The 16,752-nt window shown below is 43.8% G+C and carries 15 protein-coding genes; 4 read left to right on the top strand and 11 right to left on the bottom strand.

What is annotated here, in order from left to right:
* Nucleotides 1–7: 7 nt before the first annotated feature.
* The 3 genes from KHQ79_RS00815 to sppA form a co-directional block, all read right to left on the bottom strand.
* Nucleotides 8–688: a DUF2953 domain-containing protein gene (locus tag KHQ79_RS00815; RefSeq protein WP_225514030.1), complete on the bottom strand. Its 681-nt coding sequence runs from the start codon at nucleotides 686–688 to the stop codon at nucleotides 8–10.
* A gap of 74 nt (nucleotides 689–762) precedes the next feature.
* Nucleotides 763–1,257, bottom strand: coding sequence for an RDD family protein (locus KHQ79_RS00810; RefSeq protein ID WP_225514029.1), 495 nt, complete (start codon nucleotides 1,255–1,257; stop codon nucleotides 763–765).
* Nucleotides 1,258–1,269: 12 nt separating this feature from the next.
* Complete coding sequence (sppA, locus tag KHQ79_RS00805; protein ID WP_225514028.1) at nucleotides 1,270–2,277, bottom strand: signal peptide peptidase SppA; 1,008 nt, start codon at nucleotides 2,275–2,277, stop codon at nucleotides 1,270–1,272.
* A gap of 185 nt (nucleotides 2,278–2,462) precedes the next feature.
* On the opposite strand from sppA, the gene KHQ79_RS00800 reads away from it, so the two are divergent.
* Nucleotides 2,463–3,266 carry an NAD kinase gene (locus KHQ79_RS00800; RefSeq protein ID WP_003237863.1) on the top strand — a complete coding sequence of 268 codons (804 nt, stop codon included), beginning with the start codon at nucleotides 2,463–2,465 and terminating at the stop codon, nucleotides 3,264–3,266.
* A 35-nt stretch (nucleotides 3,267–3,301) separates the two neighbouring features.
* Here KHQ79_RS00800 and KHQ79_RS00795 read toward each other — a convergent pair whose 3' ends face one another.
* From KHQ79_RS00795 to KHQ79_RS00775, 5 genes are all read right to left on the bottom strand, one after another.
* Nucleotides 3,302–4,888 carry an amidohydrolase gene (locus KHQ79_RS00795; RefSeq protein WP_225514027.1) on the bottom strand — a complete coding sequence of 529 codons (1,587 nt, stop codon included), beginning with the start codon at nucleotides 4,886–4,888 and terminating at the stop codon, nucleotides 3,302–3,304.
* A gap of 20 nt (nucleotides 4,889–4,908) precedes the next feature.
* Nucleotides 4,909–6,498 carry an acyl-CoA synthetase MbcS gene (mbcS, locus tag KHQ79_RS00790; protein ID WP_019259183.1) on the bottom strand — a complete coding sequence of 530 codons (1,590 nt, stop codon included), beginning with the start codon at nucleotides 6,496–6,498 and terminating at the stop codon, nucleotides 4,909–4,911.
* Between the two features lie 177 nt (nucleotides 6,499–6,675).
* A complete protein-coding gene (gene sspA / locus KHQ79_RS00785; protein ID WP_003223491.1) occupies nucleotides 6,676–6,885 on the bottom strand; it encodes an alpha type acid-soluble spore protein SspA in 210 nt (69 codons plus the stop codon).
* A 92-nt stretch (nucleotides 6,886–6,977) separates the two neighbouring features.
* Nucleotides 6,978–8,183, bottom strand: coding sequence for a tRNA uracil 4-sulfurtransferase ThiI (gene thiI, locus KHQ79_RS00780; RefSeq protein ID WP_225514026.1), 1,206 nt, complete (start codon nucleotides 8,181–8,183; stop codon nucleotides 6,978–6,980).
* 3 nt (nucleotides 8,184–8,186) lie between these two features.
* Nucleotides 8,187–9,332, bottom strand: coding sequence for a cysteine desulfurase family protein (locus tag KHQ79_RS00775; protein WP_100275526.1), 1,146 nt, complete (start codon nucleotides 9,330–9,332; stop codon nucleotides 8,187–8,189).
* A gap of 194 nt (nucleotides 9,333–9,526) precedes the next feature.
* Between KHQ79_RS00775 and brnQ the strand changes: the two genes are divergently transcribed.
* Nucleotides 9,527–10,864 (top strand): branched-chain amino acid transport system II carrier protein, encoded by a 1,338-nt coding sequence (gene brnQ, locus KHQ79_RS00770; protein ID WP_225514025.1) that lies wholly within the window; start codon nucleotides 9,527–9,529, stop codon nucleotides 10,862–10,864.
* Nucleotides 10,865–10,957: 93 nt separating this feature from the next.
* Here the strand turns inward: brnQ and ezrA are convergent, their stop codons facing one another.
* Nucleotides 10,958–12,646 (bottom strand): septation ring formation regulator EzrA, encoded by a 1,689-nt coding sequence (gene ezrA, locus KHQ79_RS00765; RefSeq protein WP_060399282.1) that lies wholly within the window; start codon nucleotides 12,644–12,646, stop codon nucleotides 10,958–10,960.
* 196 nt (nucleotides 12,647–12,842) lie between these two features.
* On the opposite strand from ezrA, the gene hisJ reads away from it, so the two are divergent.
* Nucleotides 12,843–13,649, top strand: coding sequence for a histidinol-phosphatase HisJ (gene hisJ / locus KHQ79_RS00760; protein WP_003237875.1), 807 nt, complete (start codon nucleotides 12,843–12,845; stop codon nucleotides 13,647–13,649).
* Here hisJ and refZ read toward each other — a convergent pair.
* Complete coding sequence (refZ, locus tag KHQ79_RS00755) at nucleotides 13,646–14,269, bottom strand: transcriptional regulator RefZ (RefSeq protein ID WP_225514024.1); 624 nt, start codon at nucleotides 14,267–14,269, stop codon at nucleotides 13,646–13,648. The genes hisJ and refZ overlap by 4 nt on opposite strands.
* Before the next feature lie 126 nt (nucleotides 14,270–14,395).
* On the opposite strand from refZ, the gene KHQ79_RS00750 reads away from it, so the two are divergent.
* On the top strand, nucleotides 14,396–14,887 hold the full coding sequence (locus KHQ79_RS00750) for a GAF domain-containing protein (RefSeq protein WP_003237879.1): 492 nt from the start codon (nucleotides 14,396–14,398) through the stop codon (nucleotides 14,885–14,887).
* 37 nt (nucleotides 14,888–14,924) lie between these two features.
* On the opposite strand, the gene KHQ79_RS00745 is transcribed toward KHQ79_RS00750, so the two are convergent.
* The gene (locus KHQ79_RS00745; protein WP_225514023.1) at nucleotides 14,925–16,664 is read right to left on the bottom strand and encodes a diguanylate cyclase domain-containing protein; all 1,740 of its coding nucleotides are present in this window, start codon (nucleotides 16,662–16,664) and stop codon (nucleotides 14,925–14,927) included.
* Nucleotides 16,665–16,752 lie beyond the last annotated feature (88 nt).

Here is a 16,752-nt window from a genome sequence, read left to right as displayed (position 1 = left end):
TTCCTCCTTAAACTGATGAATCATTCTTTGAAGTCATTCGAGACGACGGATTCTTTTTTAATGCGGATAGCTCCCGTCCGTATTTGACGAATTTGAAAGCTGCAAGCATAGCATGGCCAAAGCGAAAAAAGAATATACACTGAAAATGGGTCTTGGAGACAGGGACCTGGAACGACGGAATCACTTTATAGACGGGTTTATTCACAAAGTCCAGATGGTCGTACAGCATGGCAGCGATACCGCCTTTCACACCCCATACAGCACCTGTTAACACACCTGTCACTGCTGCGTCCTGAATTCCGACAACTGTAACCCATTCGAGTTTTGTGATATGCAAATGCGCCAGAATAGAGGCGCCGGTTTTCCTTAAATTAGTAACTTGATGTACAAGCATTTCAATTTTTTTGATAGTTTGCTGCACATCATCAAACGTAATTTTTTTCTTGCTGCTGCTTTTTTTCACTTTAGATGTTGATTTCTGTTTGAGATCGACTGTTCCATCATTTTTGTTCACCTTAATCGCCGGAATTGTTTTTTTAACCCGGATCAGGCCAAACAGCGCTGTGATCTTCAAAGTTATTTTGTCGTTATCATCAGCGTGAAGATACTCTGCAGCGACATAAATTTTCATTCTGAGAAGCAGCACGATACCTATTAGAATAAGAATGGCTGTCAGCACATATACCATACTCTTCACTTCCTCTAGGAGCATTATCGCCAATTCAGAAAAAAATAAACCCGGACGAGGTCCGGGTTTATCAGTTATTTGCGGTATAGTTTTTCATGCACAACAGTCGTATCTGCAATGTAATCATGAATTCCCTGCTTTGTGGGTGAAAAAGCAACGACAATATATAAAATCCAAATCTTATCGATATACCGTCCGACCACTTCACGGAAAATCACTGTGCTCCATGTCAGCTTACGATCCGCCTTCACAGAAACCACTTTGAGGCCGAACACCATTTTTCCAAGCGTCTGCCTGAAGCACTTTGTCATCACTGCAAAATAGGCAAGATACACAACAAGCGTTGTCACGCTGTAGGCCGAGAAGGTGAACATGCCGGATGTTTTCGGCAGATCCAATACGGTAAAGAGGGGAGAAACAAGTAAATGATTTAATCCCCATACAACAAGCCAATCAAGCAGGAAAGCCCAGAAACGAACCCAAAAGCCCGCATAGGCATGTGTCAGCTGCTCCGCTTCTTGCGGGCCTTTCATGTCATTGCGCTCTAACTCTTCATATGTCGCGTCCATTATTGATCCCTCCTACTTCGCATAGAGATACATCATTCTTGGCGAACCGGATTGTGAAAGAATTTCTCTCATGTTCAGAAAATCGATTTCACTCTTAAACATTTTGTTCGCGCCCATGGTAAACAGTGAGCCTAAACCGAAGCTTTCCTCGTAAGAAATGACAGAGGCGTTTTTCAAATCCTTATGATCCTTTTTCATCGCTGAAATGGTATCGTCATAAAAACCAAGCTCATCAACGAGGTTCAGTTTTTTCGCCTGCCGTCCGTCATACACGCGTCCGTCCGCAATTTTCTTTACCTCTGCTTTCGACATGCCGCGGCCTTCAGAAATGACATCAACAAAGCCTTCATACGAATTATCAACCATGGATTGCATGATGTTCTTTTCTTCTTTCGTCATCTCACGGGAAGGAGACATAATGTCCTTATGAGCCCCGCTCTTAATCGTTTCAAAAGAAATGCCGAGGTGATCAGCAAGCTTTGAATAATTGACGCTTTCCATAATGACGCCGAGTGACCCAGTCAGAGTTTCCGGTGTCGCAAAAATTTTATCAGCCGCCGTTGAGATATAATAACCGCCGGATGCTGCCATCGATCCCATCGACACGTAAATCGGTTTTTTCGTTTCTTTCTTGATTTCTTCCAGCTTCTTATGTATTTCAGCACTTTCATATACTCCGCCGCCCGGAGAATTCACCTTCAGAACGATGCCTTTGACTGCCTTGTCATCTTTTGCATGTTCAAGGTTTTTTAAGAACGTTCTGTGGTTATATCCGTCTGAACCGAGCAGACTGCTTGAATCCCCATTATCCTGAATGGTGCCGCTGACCTCCAATACGGCAATTTTACTTGAGAGACTGCCGTTTTCCAGCGTCTTTTCCTGCGATTCATCCGTCAGTGATGTGAGATCCGTTTGAGCCCCTTTGACGCTTTCAAAGAAACTCATTGAGATACTGACGATGATAGACACGCCGAAAATCCCCAAGGCAATAACTAATGCGATCCATCTTTTTGCATTCATTTTTTCTCCTCCTTTTTCCCAAACCCTCTCATTATACGATTCAATATGAAAAATGTTTCAATTGATGAGAAAGCTCCGGCTTAACGGGCTGCCGGTAAACGTGGTACACTTATGGCCAAAGGTATTTTATCACAAATACTGGATGGCAGAAAAACTTAAATATGACAGCAAAGGGGAAATGGGATATGACCGATCAACGCCGTAATGTTTATTTTTTTCACAAGCAGGACCAGGAAACAAACGAACAAGTCAGCTCCTTAACGCAATTGGCTGAAGAGTATGGATTTACCGTTGTGAATCAACACTCAGACGCCAATATTATCGCAAGCATTGGCGGGGACGGCACATTTTTGCAGGCAGTCAGAAAGACGAATTTCCGGGACGACTGCTTGTACGTCGGCATTACCAAAAAGGGGAAAGCTCATTTATATTGCGACTTTCATAGTGATGAGCGCGAAAAAATGGTCGATGCGATGACGTTTGAACAAATTGAAGTCAGAAAATATCCGCTGATTGAAGTGACAGTCGATAACGCCAGCCCTTTTCACTGCTTAAACGAGGTTTCCATCCGTTCAAGCATCATAAAAACCTTTGTGATGGACGTGCTGATCGATGATCTGCACTTTGAAACATTTAGAGGAGACGGAATGATTATCTCAACACCTACAGGCAGCACTGCATATAACAAGTCCGTTGCAGGAGCGGTTGTTGATCCGCTGCTCCCATGTATGCAGGTATCTGAGCTTGCTTCCCTGAACAATAACACCTACCGGACACTCGGCTCGCCATTTGTCCTTAGCTCTGACCGAAAGCTGACCCTTCGAGTGGTGCAAGACGGCAATGAGCACCCGATCATCGGCTTGGACAATGAAGCACTCAGTACGAGAAACGTGAAAACGATCGAAATTAAACTGTCTGATAAGAAAATCAAAACAGTCAAACTAAAGGATAATTCATTTTGGGAGAAAGTGAAGCGTACTTTTTTATAGGAAATGAAAAGGACAGGCAGCTGCCTGTCCTTTTATTATTTCTCATATACAATCTGGCCGTTGATCACGGTTTTTTTAATATCTAAAAGATGAAGCTGTGCAGGATCAATTGTAAACGGATCATTGCTGAGAACCGTAAAATCCGCGTCATAGCCTTCGGCAATTTTTCCGCGTGTCTTCTCTTTATAAATGATCCCGGCGCTTCCCTCTGTATAGAGCTTAATCGCTTCATACACAGTTAAACATTCGCTTTCATTATAGCTCGGACCGTTTACCTCATGGCTGCTTTTCCGGAGCACCGCGGACTGAATGCCAAGAAGCGGGTCAACTGGCTCAATCGGTGCGTCAGAGCCGCCCGCGCATAAAATGCCTTTAGACATGAGCGTTTTCCACGCAAAGGCTGTGTTCATCCGGTCTTTTCCAAGACGGTCAATGACCCACGGAAAATCACTGGCAACGAAATGAGGCTGAAGATCAAGCGCGATCGGCATGCGTGCTGCTTTTTCGATTAATTCATCATCCAGCACTTGGGCATGAATCAGCCGATCATGCCGACCGTTTTTGGGCGGATGCTTCTCAATTGCATTCAGCACTTTTTCAAAAGCTAAATCGCCGATTGCATGAACGGCAACCTCCATGCCTTTTTCTCTCGCTTTTTGAATGAGCCGGCCAAGGGTTTCATCATCATGAACTTGAACACCATTAGTGGATGGATCGTCCTGATATGGTTCTTTTAATAAAGCCGTTCTTCCGCCAAGCGCTCCGTCAGCAAAGATTTTCATCGCACCGAACTCCACATACGGACCGGATGGCTTCTCCAGCTGCTCCCAGCGATCGACTGCTTCGTGATGAACGAGCAAATGACAGCGGAACGGATACTTTCCGCTGGCGGCAGCTTTCCCATAAGCTTTCATCGGCACCGAAGCATCACCATAATAGGACAAATCTTCCGAATGTCCGCCCGTCAGGCCTTTCGTCCAGCAATCTTCTATCGCAACCGTAAGCGCCTCATCAACATAGTGCTGGGAGACTGGCGGGACAGCCTTCAGAATCAAATCCTGCGCCTTATCAAACAAAAGCCCGGCCGGCTCGCCATTTGTATCTTTTAAGATGACTCCGCCGTCAGGGTCAGGAGTGTTTTGTGAAATCCCTGCCGCTTGAAGCGCAGCAGAATTGACAGCTATCGCATGCCGGCAGATTCGCTTGAGCAAGACGGGCCTGTCGGGAAATAAACGATCAAGGTCATGCTTAGTCAAATAGTCCGGTGTCTCAAACTGATTTTCATTCCAGCCCTCTCCAATGAGCCAATCTCCTTCAGGCAGCTGCCGCTCTCTTTCCTTCGCAGCCTGCAAAATAGCTTCCTTCGACGTCAGTGCAGACAGATCGAGCTGAAGCTGTTTCTCCCCGTGGCCGATCAAATGTAAATGGCTGTCGACAAATCCGGGAAACATCACTGCCCCGTCAAGGCTGATTTCTTCTGTTTCCGGAGACCCGTACTTTTTCTTCAGAAGCTCATAACTGCCGATGCCCTTTATGACACCATCCTCAACATAAACTGCCTCTGTCCGATCGCCTTCTTCGAGCATCGTATAAATGAAACCGCCGTGCCATATCGCCTTCATTCACGTTCACTCTCTTTCTTTTACGCCTTTTTATTGGCTTTGAGCTGTTCTTCACGTTTTCTTAATTCCACTCGTCTGATTTTTGCAGAAGCCGTTTTCGGCAGGCTTTCCACAAATTCTATCTCTCTAGGATATTTGTATGGAGCGGTAATGGTCTTCACATGATTTTGCAGAATTTTGACAAGCTCATCACTGCGTTTTTCGTGATCTTGCAGGACAACGTACGCCTTAACGATGGAGCCTCTGATTTCATCAGGACTTGCGACGACAGCACATTCTTTTACTTCAGGGTGCTTAACGAGCGCGTCTTCCACTTCGAATGGCCCGATCGTGTAGCCGGAGCTGATAATGATATCGTCATTTCGGCTTTCAAACCAAAAGTAACCATCCTCATCTTTTTTTGCTCTGTCTCCTGTTAGGAAATAATCGCCGCGAATTTGTGTTTTCATTCTATCCGGATCTTTATAATATTCTTTAAAGAGCGCCGGCGTGCTGAGGTGAACAGCGATATCTCCAACCTCACCAGGTTTGCAGATTTCACCGTCTTCATTAATGATCTCCACCTGATTTCCCGGTGTCGGTTTTCCCATGCTTCCAGGTTTAATATCCATATCTTTTAAGACACCGACTAAAAGCGTGCTTTCTGTTTGGCCATATCCGTCCCGCACCTTAATGCCGAAGTGCTTTTGAAAAACATCAATGACTTCACGGTTGAGCGGCTCACCTGCAGAAACGGCGCTGTGCAGGGCAGAAAGATCATAGCGGTCCAAGCCTTCGACCTTCGCCATTAAGCGGTATTCCGTCGGCGTACAGCAGAAGACATTGATTTTGTACCGGTTTAAAAGTTCTAAATATTTTTCTGCTTTGAATCTGCCGTGGTACACAAAACCCGTTGCTCCGCTGCCGAGTACCGCTAAAAACGGGCTCCACACCCACTTTTGCCAGCCAGGAGCAGCAGTCGCCCAGACGATATCCTTTTCAGAAATATCAAGCCAAGCGCCGGCAGATGTTTTTAAATGAGCAAATGCCCATCCGTGTGTATGTACAACACCTTTAGGCTGACCTGTTGTTCCGGATGTATAAGATAAGAAAGCCATATCATCTCTTGTTGTGTCAGCTGTTTGAAATTGGCTTCCGTCCGCTTCAATCGATAAGAGATTTTTCCAGCCGGCATCGTTTTCGCCAATAGAGAGCTTAATCAGTTTGTCAGCAGTACTGACATCACGGAAAGCGCCAATAAATGCAGAATAGACGATAGCGCCTTTCACTTCGGCATGTTCAATCCGGTATTCAAGATCTTTCGCACGAAGCATTTCAGAGCATGGAATGACTACCATTCCTGATTTCAGGATAGCCAAATAAACAGCATAGGCTTCAAGCACCCGCGGAACCATTACAATCAGCTTGTCTCCCTTTTTAAATCCAAGGTCAGCCAAAGCCGCTCCGATTTTATTTGTTTCTTCCATCAGCTTTTCATATGACCAAGATTCTTGCTTGCCTGACTCATCCTCCCATAGAAGGGCGGTTTTTTGTCCAGCGGCACTGAACTTTTCCATTTCATTTACTAAATTATATTGCTTAGGGGCAATTAGATCTTCTCGTTTTAACACGAACAACTCCTCACTTTCTCCACCCATTATACATAAATACAGGCTCTTTCCGTAAGGATATGCCTAAAATCAAGCTCTGTAAACATAGGATTTTATAGGCCGCTGGTCCATTTTTTTATATAAAATGAAAAAGAGTGGGGATAACCCCACTCCTAAGCCATTATGTGAAATTGTAAATTAGAATTGTCCTCCGCCCATGTTTTGTTGAGCAAAAGATACAAGACGTTTTGTGATCTCTCCTCCAACAGAACCGTTAGCGCGAGAAGTTGTGTCTGCTCCAAGGTTTACACCGAATTCAGAAGCGATTTCTAATTTCATTTGGTCGATAGCTTGAGCAGCTCCTGGTACTAAAAGGTTGTTGCTGTTACCTGAGTTATTGTTAGCCATGTGTCTCACCTCCTTGTGAGTATAGAATGTGTTAAAACACATGGCTTCATTCAAAAAAACTTTGGTAATTGTATACAGGAACCGGAGCTGATTTAAAAGAGTTCTGTGAATTTATCGTTTGATTCTTGTTCGCTATACAGTGTCATTGTCTCAACGTTTTCAACCGCTTCTTGAATATACGGCTCAAAATCAACAAAGCTTTCAAAGTGTTCGATTTTTTCTTTTTTAGGACGTGTTTTCGGGCTTGGCGGCGTAAAGATCGTGCAGCAGTCTTCAAACGGCTGAATGCTTGTCTCATATGTGCCGATTTCCCGTGATTTTTCGATGATTTCTGTTTTATCCATACCGACTAACGGACGCAAAATCGGTGTTGTCGTCACCGCATTAATCGCATACATGCTTTCAAGCGTTTGGCTCGCTACCTGACCGAGGCTTTCTCCCGTAATGATGGCAAGCCCGTTTCTCTTTTCTCTGATTCTGTCGGCAATTTGAAGCATGAGGCGGCGGGTTGCCGTCATTGTGTAGTTCTCAGGAATTTGTTTTTGGATGAGCTCTTGCGTTTTTGTAAACGGAACGATATGAAGCGTCATGCTTCCCCCAAAGCGGGACAGGCATTTTGCCAGATCCATTACCTTTTGCTTTGCGCGCTCGCTTGTGTATGGCGGGCTGAAGAAATGAACAGCTTCTACCGACAATCCCCGTTTCATCGCATAAAAACCGGCCACAGGGCTGTCAAAACCGCCGGAAAGCATCAGCATCGCTTTACCTGCTGAACCAACGGGCAGGCCACCTGCACCTTTTTCATCGCGAATCGTCAAAAAGGTCGCTTCCTCCCTGATTTCGATTCTGAGCGGGATGTCAGGATTGCGGACATCGACTGTCAAACCTTCTGTATTTCGCAAAATATGGCCGCCGATTTCAGCGTTCATTTGATTTGTATCTAATTCAAATTGTTTATAGGCTCTCTTCGTCGCGACTTTAAACGTATCACCAGGCTGATACTGATCCTCGATCGCCTGAAGAGCAGTTGCCTTAATATCATCAAGGCGGCTATCACACTTAATCGCCAGGCTGAAGCTTTGAATGCCAAACACCTGCTTTAAATGAGGAAAAAGAGCCTCTGGATCTTCTCCATTTAATGTAATCGTCATGCGGTCCCGATTGGAAAAGTATTTTAAGTTCGGATAGTCTTTCAAAACGAGTCTGACGTTTTGCTTTAAGCGCTCAATAAAGCTTTTTCTGTTTTTGCCTTTTGTCGAAATTTCCCCAAAACGAATTAATATATGATCGTAATTCATGTTCTACCTCATCATTTTCTTTAATTTTTTGATGCCAGGACGCAGCGCGTTCATAAACGGTTCTGCCACATCGCTTGTCTGGCTGTAGTTTAAGCTGATTCTAATGCTGCTTCCGGCAATTTGCTCTCCCTTACCCATCTGTAAGAGAACTTTGCTGGGTTTATGTTCTTTTGCCGAGCAGGCCGATGTTGTTGAGACGAATATATCCTGTTCCTCAAGCATGTGTAAAAGCACCTCTGCTTTAATCCCCGGAACAGAGAAATTAATAATGTGCGGCGCACTATTTAGTTGAGGCGTGTTGACAACGACACCTTCAGTTTCACTCAGCCTCTTCATAAACAATTCCTTTGCGGCAGCCATTGTGTCAAGCCGGGTCTCAAAGTCAGCTGCAGCAAGATTAATGGCTTTGGCAAGCGAAACCGCACCCGCAGTATGTTCCGTTCCGGCCCGTATGCCTTTTTGCTGAGAGCCCCCCGTTATCAGCGGGATAAGGCGTGTACCTTCTTTTACAATTAGCGCTCCTGTCCCCTTCAGCCCGTGAAATTTATGCCCGGAAATTGAACACAGATCAATGCCGGCCTTTTCAATTGCCAATGGCACTTTATAGATGCCCTGCACATAATCGACGTGGAACAAAATGTTCGGGTGCTTCTTCAGCACTTCCCCTGCCGCTTCAATCGGCTGCACGGAACCGACTTCATTGTTCACATGCATCATACTGACAAGCACAGTATCAGGACGGATGGCTTTTTTTAATTCTTCTATTGAAACAAATCCGTCTTCATTCACTGAAAGATAAGTGACGTCAAACCCGAATAGCTCTGTCAGCTGTTCTAACGATTCCGTAACGGATGGATGTTCGATAGAAGTGGCTATGATATGTTTGCCTGTTTTTATTTTTGACAACGCCGCTCCTTTTAAAGCCGCATTGTTGGCTTCTGTGGCGCCTGACGTAAATACAATATCATATTTTTTTAGGCCTAAGGACCTTTTGATTTGATTTTTGGCTGCCTGAAGCAGCTGTTCCGTTTCGGCTCCATATCGGTGCAAAGATGAAGGATTGCCAAAATATCGGCTGCTTGTCTGTTCATACACGTTCAAGACTTCATCGTAAGGCTTCGTCGTTGAACTATTATCTAAATATATCATCTTTTTTACTCCTTTATGAAAGCGGTACAAGGTATGATATTTATGTTACCATAACAAATTTTAATAGAAAATTACGAAAAACTAGTATTGACTTCTAAATTTTTTACCATATAATAAGATTTGTTCGTTTCGTCATATTATCTGACAATTAATTGACAGAATATTTTAACATAATTATTAGGAGGATTTTTTTCATGAAACACTCACTGCCTGTCAAAGATACCATTATTATTGGTTTCATGCTATTTGCGTTATTCTTTGGAGCAGGAAATATGATTTATCCGCCGGAACTTGGACAAGCAGCCGGACACAACGTCTGGAAGGCCATCGGCGGATTTTTACTGACTGGGGTAGGCCTGCCGCTTCTCGGTATTATCGCCATCGCATTAACCGGCAAGGACGCTAAAGGACTTGCTGATAAAGCACACCCTGTTTTTGGCACAATCTTTACTGTCGTGCTTTATTTATCAATCGGTCCATTATTTGCTATCCCGAGAACAGGAACTGTTTCATATGAAATCGGCGCTGTTCCGTTTTTGACTGGCGTACCAGAAAGACTTTCTTTATTTGTATTCACACTGATCTTTTTCGGAATTACGTACTATTTAGCGTTAAACCCATCCAAGGTTGTGGACCGGGTCGGAAAAATTCTTACTCCAATCAAATTCACCATTATTTTAGTGATTGTTCTTAAAGCCATTTTCACACCGATGGGCGGATTGGGTGCAGTTACAGAAGCATATAAAGGAACACCGGTATTTAAAGGATTTTTAGAAGGCTACAAAACAATGGACGCACTTGCTTCAATCGTATTTGGTGTTGTTGTTGTAAATGCTGTAAAAAGCAAAGGCGTTACACAGTCTAAAGCTCTTGCCGCTGCATGTATTAAAGCGGGTGTGATTGCCGCTTTAGGACTGACATTCATTTATGTATCCCTTGCATACTTGGGTGCAACAAGCACGAACGCCATCGGTCCTGTTGGCGAAGGAGCTAAAATTTTATCTGCGTCTTCCCATTATTTATTCGGTTCATTAGGCAACATCGTACTCGGTTCAGCGATTACAGTCGCATGTTTAACAACAAGCATCGGCCTTGTCACTTCTTGCGGCCAGTACTTTTCAAAGCTTATCCCGGCATTATCATATAAAATTGTCGTTACGATTGTCACGTTATTCAGCTTGATCATTGCGAATTTCGGACTCGCGCAAATTATCGCGTTCTCTGTTCCTATTTTATCAGCTATCTATCCACTTGCCATTGTCATTATTGTTCTTTCATTTATTGATAAGCTCTTTAAGGAAAGACGCGAAGTGTACATCGCATGCATGATCGGTACAGGATTATTCAGTATTTTAGACGGCATCAAAGCAGCCGGCTTTTCACTTGGATCATTAGATGCGTTTCTAAGTGCGAATCTTCCTCTTTACAATCTCGGCATCGGCTGGTTGCTTCCAGGAATCATCGGAGCGGTTATCGGCTATGTGCTTACCTTATTTATTGGCCCATCCAAACAGCTTAAAGACATAAATTAATGTCACAGAACGCCTGCGTTATTGCGCAGGCGTTTTATAATGGAAAAAGAGCCCGCTTATTACAATGCGGGCTCTTTTTCATATCGTGATTGATTAAGCGGATATATCAGCTTTGATTTTTGCAACTGCACCTGGCGCAGCTTTCTCTACAGCGGCAGCTGCAATTTCATAAGAATCTTCATAGTCAAAAGCATAAAAACGTCTTTCCGCTTCTTTCAGCTGTTCAGATAAAATATGATTCTGGCTTCTGAACCGGTTTCCGAACTGAATGATTTTTTCAATGAGGATCACCTGCTCGACAAGTTCCTCTGATTCCCGGCTTGCCCTGTTGACAATATCCTCAGCTTGCTTCAAATGGGCTCCGGCTTCTTCCATATTTAAAGGGAGTTCGTTTAATTGATTGACTGTTTCTTGAATGTGATGATGCGCGTTTTCCAGCATCTCTTGAATATGACTCGGAATGCCTGGAATGTTGCTTGTCTTCAGCAGTCTTGCTGTCTCAGAAATTGTTTTTTTCAAATTGCTGAGCGTCTCTCTCGCCTGAAGCTCTTCTTTTCTCAGCGCTTGCAGCTTTTCACGGTATTCGGCATGATCTTTTTTGACTTCTTCAATCTGCTTCTCTATTGAAGCAACCTCTTCTACTAAAAGAGAGTAGGCGACATGCTCTGCATCGAGCTTATCTTTAACGGATGAGAGCAGCTTGCCAATTTCATCAAGGCGCTTTTCAAAGGCCTGCTGTTTGCCGAGCTCGCCAGCTGTCAGTCTGTAGCTTTCCTTCACCAGCTCAGTTTCCGCCTTTGTACGCTCTTTCTCTTCTTTCAGCTTGTCATAAGCAATGATCAATTCAGGCATTTTGCTAAGCACAGATTGGCCGGCTTCGACTTCACCCTCCAGCTGCTGATAAACAGATTGAATATTTTCGTCTATGAGCTGCAGGATTGCGGACGCTTCATCAATATCCAGCTCAGTCATCAAGACATGTTCCGCCCGTTTCAACTGGTTTGACAGATTTTCTAATTCCTTATCAAGCTGGATATGCTCAAGCTTATACCCTTTCTCTTTCATTTCGCGATAGCCGTCCTTGAGCTTTGCAATCTGGCCGGGCACCGTCTGCTTGCAGTCCGCTAACAGCTTCGGCACGTCATCTATGTATGACTGAAGCCTTTCAAGATTGCGGTCCTGTTCAAGCAGCACTTTTCGTGCGGTAATATAGTTTCCGCCTTCTGTTTCTTCTTCAAATTGTTTGATCCCGCTCCAAATTTCGTCAAGATCCTTTTCAAGGCTGTCATAAAGCTCCCCGTAAAGATGGCTGTAAGCCAGCAGGTTTTTTCGCGATTTTGAATAGCGCTCTCTCACCAGTTCAATCTCTTCACGGCTCTTTTCCTCACTTGTGACAAGGTCGCTGATTTCCCGCAGAATCTTTTCAATGTTCGATTCGGCCGCTGTCAGCAGGTCGTCGATATGAACGAGCACTTGATTGGCTTTTTTAAATCGGTATTTGTCTGCATTTTCCTCGGCATCATAAAGGAGCTCTTCAACTTTCGGCATATGGGCTGTGACAATCTCATCCCATTCTTCACGCCACTTCTCAAAGAACTCTTCTGTCTGACCCGTCATTTTCAAATGTTTGATTTTGGACATTTCTTCCACAATCGACCGGTTCAGAATTTCAATCTTCCACGATTCCAACCGGTCGATTTCGGCGTAGATTTTTTTCCTGAAAAAGTAGCCTGCCGCAAACAGCGCAAGCAGTACAATTAATAATCCAATGACAAACTCCATAATGAGCCCCCTTGCTGTTAACCTTAATCTGTCAGGGTGTTTTATTTATTCAGAAAGATTTCAGGATATGTATTGAGAAAAACTGTCGTTTTCATTGTTATTATGATACCATGTAACCAACATTTTTTGACCAGAAATCAAAAACTTTTTGTGCAAAATCGGCAGGATTTGACTATTTTTTCACGGGGTGACGCCAATGCAAAAGCGAGACGGACATATTCACACACCATTTTGCCCTCACGGCTCAAATGACACACTCAGACAATATGCAGAAGAAGCCTTAAAGAAAGGCTTTAAATCGATTACTTTTACCGAACATGCCCCATTGCCTTCCTCTTTTACTGATCCGACGCCGCTAAAAGACAGCGCGATGGCGCAAGCCTCTATGGAACGCTATATCGATGAAATTTCTGGATTAAAAAAAGAATATCGCGGACAGCTTACCATACGAACGGGGCTTGAGGTCGATTATATTGCTGAATTTGAAGATGAGATTACATTATTTCTGGACACATACGGGCCATATTTAGATGACAGCATCTTATCCGTTCATTTTTTGCGCGCAGGTTCTTCCTATCTGTGCCTTGATTATGATGAGCATACCTTTCAAGAGCTGATTTCAGCCTGCGGAAGCATTGAAGCTGTATACGAACAGTATTACCGCAGCATCTATTCTTCCATTGTAGCATCTCTCGGCGGCTATAAGCCAAAAAGAGTCGGTCACATCACACTCGTCCAAAAATTCATCAAGCTGTTTCCGTACAGCATGTCTGAACATATTCGCGGACTCGTTTCTCAGTGCCTGCATGCCATTGAAGAAAACGGAATGGAGCTCGACTTCAATACTTCCGGATTAAGAAAAACATACGCAGGCGGTATTTATATCGAGGATTGGATGCTGAATGAAGCGAAGCAAAAGAAGATCCCGCTTGTGTTCGGGTCTGATGCCCATCAAGCGGGAGATGTCGGATACGCATATGAGGCGTTTTTGGAGCAGTGTTAATTGATGAGCGCCACGTCTCCTGTCCGGAAGACGCTTCTGATCCAAATCTTGATTTCTTCAAAATACATTTTATAAAAGTACGGCTCGTGCGGCTGCATGTAGAGCACTTCTGAAATATATTGAGGCTGGAGATAAGGCATCATCAAGAGAGATTTTAATTGGAGAATAAAATGAGGCAGCGGCAGCGTTAAATGTTCACGCTGTTTTTCTCCTTCCTCAATGATCAGCTGGAAGATATACTTTTCCTTCATTAGATATGTCGACATAATTTCTCTGATTAACGTGGAGTCGATCGTGACTTCCCGGTAGACAAAACGAGTTAATTGACGATGATTATGCTGATAGGATAAAATATCGAAAACCAATTGGAGCAGCTGTTCCTGCGTGCTTTGAGAAGAGATATTGCCTGCCGCTGTTTCAAGTGTTTTGTTGTAGCCTTCGTAAAACTCTGAAACTAAGTGTTCCATCAAACCTCCTTTGCCTTTAAAATAGTAGGAGATGTGCGCAACATTTACACCGGCTGACTTTGCGATTTCACGGACAGACGTGCCAGAAAATCCTTTTTGGTTAAAGAGCATGACAGCAGATTCAATAATTTTGTTTTTGGTGCTTACTTTCATTCGGCTCACTCCTTCCTCTTGATACTATTCAAGCAGAAGAGCGCTGTTCCTGTAAGAACTTATCGACAAATGCCGGCAGAAAAGCCGGAACTTTGTTTTATATTATAGAAAAAGTGAGGGTTTTCCATGTTCCATGTCGAAAAACAATCTGGAGATAAAGAAAAAGACTATCAGCTTCTGCTAAAACAGCTCGAAGCCATGATCGAAGACGAAACAGATCAAATTGCAAACTATGCAAATGCCTCAGCGCTCCTTTATCATACGTTGCCTGAAGTGAACTGGGCGGGTTTCTATTTTGCCAAAGAAGAGGATGGACAGCTTGTGTTAGGACCGTTCCAAGGTCTGCCGGCATGTGTTCGGATTCCTTTCGGCAGAGGCGTTTGCGGCACAGCGTATGCAAACGGAAAAGTGGAGCGTGTTGAGGACGTTCATGCGTTTCCGGGACACATCGCCTGCGATGCTGCTTCTCAATCAGAAATTGTGCTTCCGATTCATGTAGGCGGAAAAGTTGTCGGCGTCTTGGACATCGACAGTCCAGTAAAAAACCGTTTCGACGAAATTGATGAAAAGTACTTATCACAATTTGCCGAAACGCTTGAAAAAGCGTTAGCACAGTAACATAAAAGCCCAAAACTGATATTGTTTTGGGCTTTTTTTATTTTATTGATTCGTGAACCATCATGCGGTTTTTTCCGTTTCGTTTCGCGCTGTAGAGCGCTTCATCAGCCTCATGCACAAGCTCTTTCAGGGACTTTCTTGTTTCTGCCGTCCAGCAGGAAATCCCGCAGGATATGGTCACCTCGGGTTTCGTGTTTTTTCTGACCGCATATACCAGTCTCTCAGTAATCCGTTTTCCCACCGCAACCGTCACATTCGGCAAATAAATCGCCAGCTCCTCGCCTCCCCAGCGGGCGCCGACATCATGCTTGCGGATGTTGCTTTTAATCACCGAAGCGACTTGAATTAAAATCTCGTCCCCAGTCTGATGTCCGTACGTATCATTTACATTCTTGAAATTATCTATATCAACAAGAATAAAAACACCCTTTTGGTGGATTTTCATGCTGTATTGAATTTTTTCATCTAAATACACCCTTGAATACAGCTCAGTCAGCTGATCTGTTTTGACAAGATGCTCAAGGCGATCCCGGAGCATTGAGTTGGTTACAGCCAGCGTTGCGTGATGAATCAGCGCCTGAAACAGCTTGTACATTTCAAATGTAAAAGCGTACATCTCCTGTTTCAATAAAACCGCAAAGCCTAAAAGCCGGTCATTCTCAATCATCGGAACGGCCATCAGCGAGCCGTAGCCGGCCTTCCCGAAAACAGACTGGCCATTTCCGATAAAAACCCCTTTTTCCCCTTCATACAGCTTTTCTTTCAATTCATGATAAAAATCAGATGGCTTCGCTTCTTTGAAAAACGCTGTGCTGCCGGGGAGCAATGTTAGGTTTTCAAAATGGTCTATATGAAAAAAACCGACTTCTTCCGCTTGGAACGATTCTGCCATTCTCACAGCCAGATCATTCATCGTATCGGTCAGCGTCAGCCGCTGATTCAGGCGGCGTGACGTTTCATTGATCAATTCCAAATTTGCGATGCTTGCTTTAGATTGTTCATAGAGCTGGGCATTTTCAAACGCTTTTCCTGCCGCGTTTGCTATCAGCGACATTTCGTCAAGATAGGCGTCAGTAATAAAACTGCCTCCCGTTCCTTCAGCCATCAAAACTCCGTACGTTCCCTGCTGTCCTTTTATCGGAATGTAGGCGGCAGATTCATTTTTCCGCAAAATATCTCCGGTCAAATACACTTTGAGCGCGAAGGAATCGGATTTTTCCCCTTCCATATACAGCTCTTTTGCAGGAACGCCTAAACATTGATCTTGGTCGTGCGATATAAACAAAGAGAACTCAAACAGAGAAAACGTGCGGGTTAAGCTTTCTAAAAGCTGCTTCAGCACCTCTGTCTGATCAAGCAGTGAATGGAACAGCTCAGTCATTTTATATATCTTTTTTTGATAGATCGTTTTGATATAGAGTCTTTCCTGTCTCTTTGACTGGTTTAAAAATGAAGCAACCACGTCCGGAAGCCCTTCAGGAATCTCTCCATCCTGTCTGCATGTAAGGTGAAAGCGCCTGCCAGAGACGTCCTCAATCTTATAAAATGAAGCGTTTATTTTATAAGCGGAAAAACGCACTTCATCATCTGCCAAATTTGCCACAGAGTCTGATGGTGACGGTGTAAGCGAAATACAAAGGGATGAAAAATAGGTTTGAATAGCCGAAGTCAGCCATATGAAAGAGTCGGTGAATGTGACTTTCTCAGATTTGGTCAATAAAAAATCGAGCATATGATAATGAAAGGCGGATAATTGATCTTTTGTTTGTTCTACCATGTTTTTATCACCTAAAAGTTTACCACTAAATTTTTGTTTATTATATCATAAACGGCGAATCAATAATGGAGGAATGGTTGACTTCAAA

It is taken from the genome of Bacillus sp. TSO22 (assembly GCF_020223595.1).
GTDB classification, from domain to species: domain Bacteria; phylum Bacillota; class Bacilli; order Bacillales; family Bacillaceae; genus Bacillus; species Bacillus inaquosorum.
Note: the sequence above shows the minus strand (reverse complement) of the source record. Positions and strands in the feature narration are given on the sequence as shown.

Bases quoted from the DNA above. Each gene is read 5' to 3' on its own strand.
- hisJ (WP_003237875.1), top strand. From the start codon at position 12,843: ATGCAAAAGCGAGACGGACATATTCACACACCATTTTGCCCTCACGGC.
- ezrA (WP_060399282.1), bottom strand. From the start codon at position 12,646: ATGGAGTTTGTCATTGGATTATTAATTGTACTGCTTGCGCTGTTTGCG.
- KHQ79_RS00810 (WP_225514029.1), bottom strand. From the start codon at position 1,257: ATGGACGCGACATATGAAGAGTTAGAGCGCAATGACATGAAAGGCCCG.
- KHQ79_RS00750 (WP_003237879.1), top strand. From the start codon at position 14,396: ATGTTCCATGTCGAAAAACAATCTGGAGATAAAGAAAAAGACTATCAG.
- KHQ79_RS00745 (WP_225514023.1), bottom strand. From the start codon at position 16,664: ATGGTAGAACAAACAAAAGATCAATTATCCGCCTTTCATTATCATATG.
- KHQ79_RS00775 (WP_100275526.1), bottom strand. From the start codon at position 9,332: ATGATATATTTAGATAATAGTTCAACGACGAAGCCTTACGATGAAGTC.
- thiI (WP_225514026.1), bottom strand. From the start codon at position 8,183: ATGAATTACGATCATATATTAATTCGTTTTGGGGAAATTTCGACAAAA.
- sppA (WP_225514028.1), bottom strand. From the start codon at position 2,277: ATGAATGCAAAAAGATGGATCGCATTAGTTATTGCCTTGGGGATTTTC.
- KHQ79_RS00800 (WP_003237863.1), top strand. From the start codon at position 2,463: ATGACCGATCAACGCCGTAATGTTTATTTTTTTCACAAGCAGGACCAG.
- KHQ79_RS00795 (WP_225514027.1), bottom strand. From the start codon at position 4,888: ATGAAGGCGATATGGCACGGCGGTTTCATTTATACGATGCTCGAAGAA.
- refZ (WP_225514024.1), bottom strand. From the start codon at position 14,269: ATGAAAGTAAGCACCAAAAACAAAATTATTGAATCTGCTGTCATGCTC.
- KHQ79_RS00815 (WP_225514030.1), bottom strand. From the start codon at position 688: ATGGTATATGTGCTGACAGCCATTCTTATTCTAATAGGTATCGTGCTG.
- sspA (WP_003223491.1), bottom strand. From the start codon at position 6,885: ATGGCTAACAATAACTCAGGTAACAGCAACAACCTTTTAGTACCAGGA.
- brnQ (WP_225514025.1), top strand. From the start codon at position 9,527: ATGAAACACTCACTGCCTGTCAAAGATACCATTATTATTGGTTTCATG.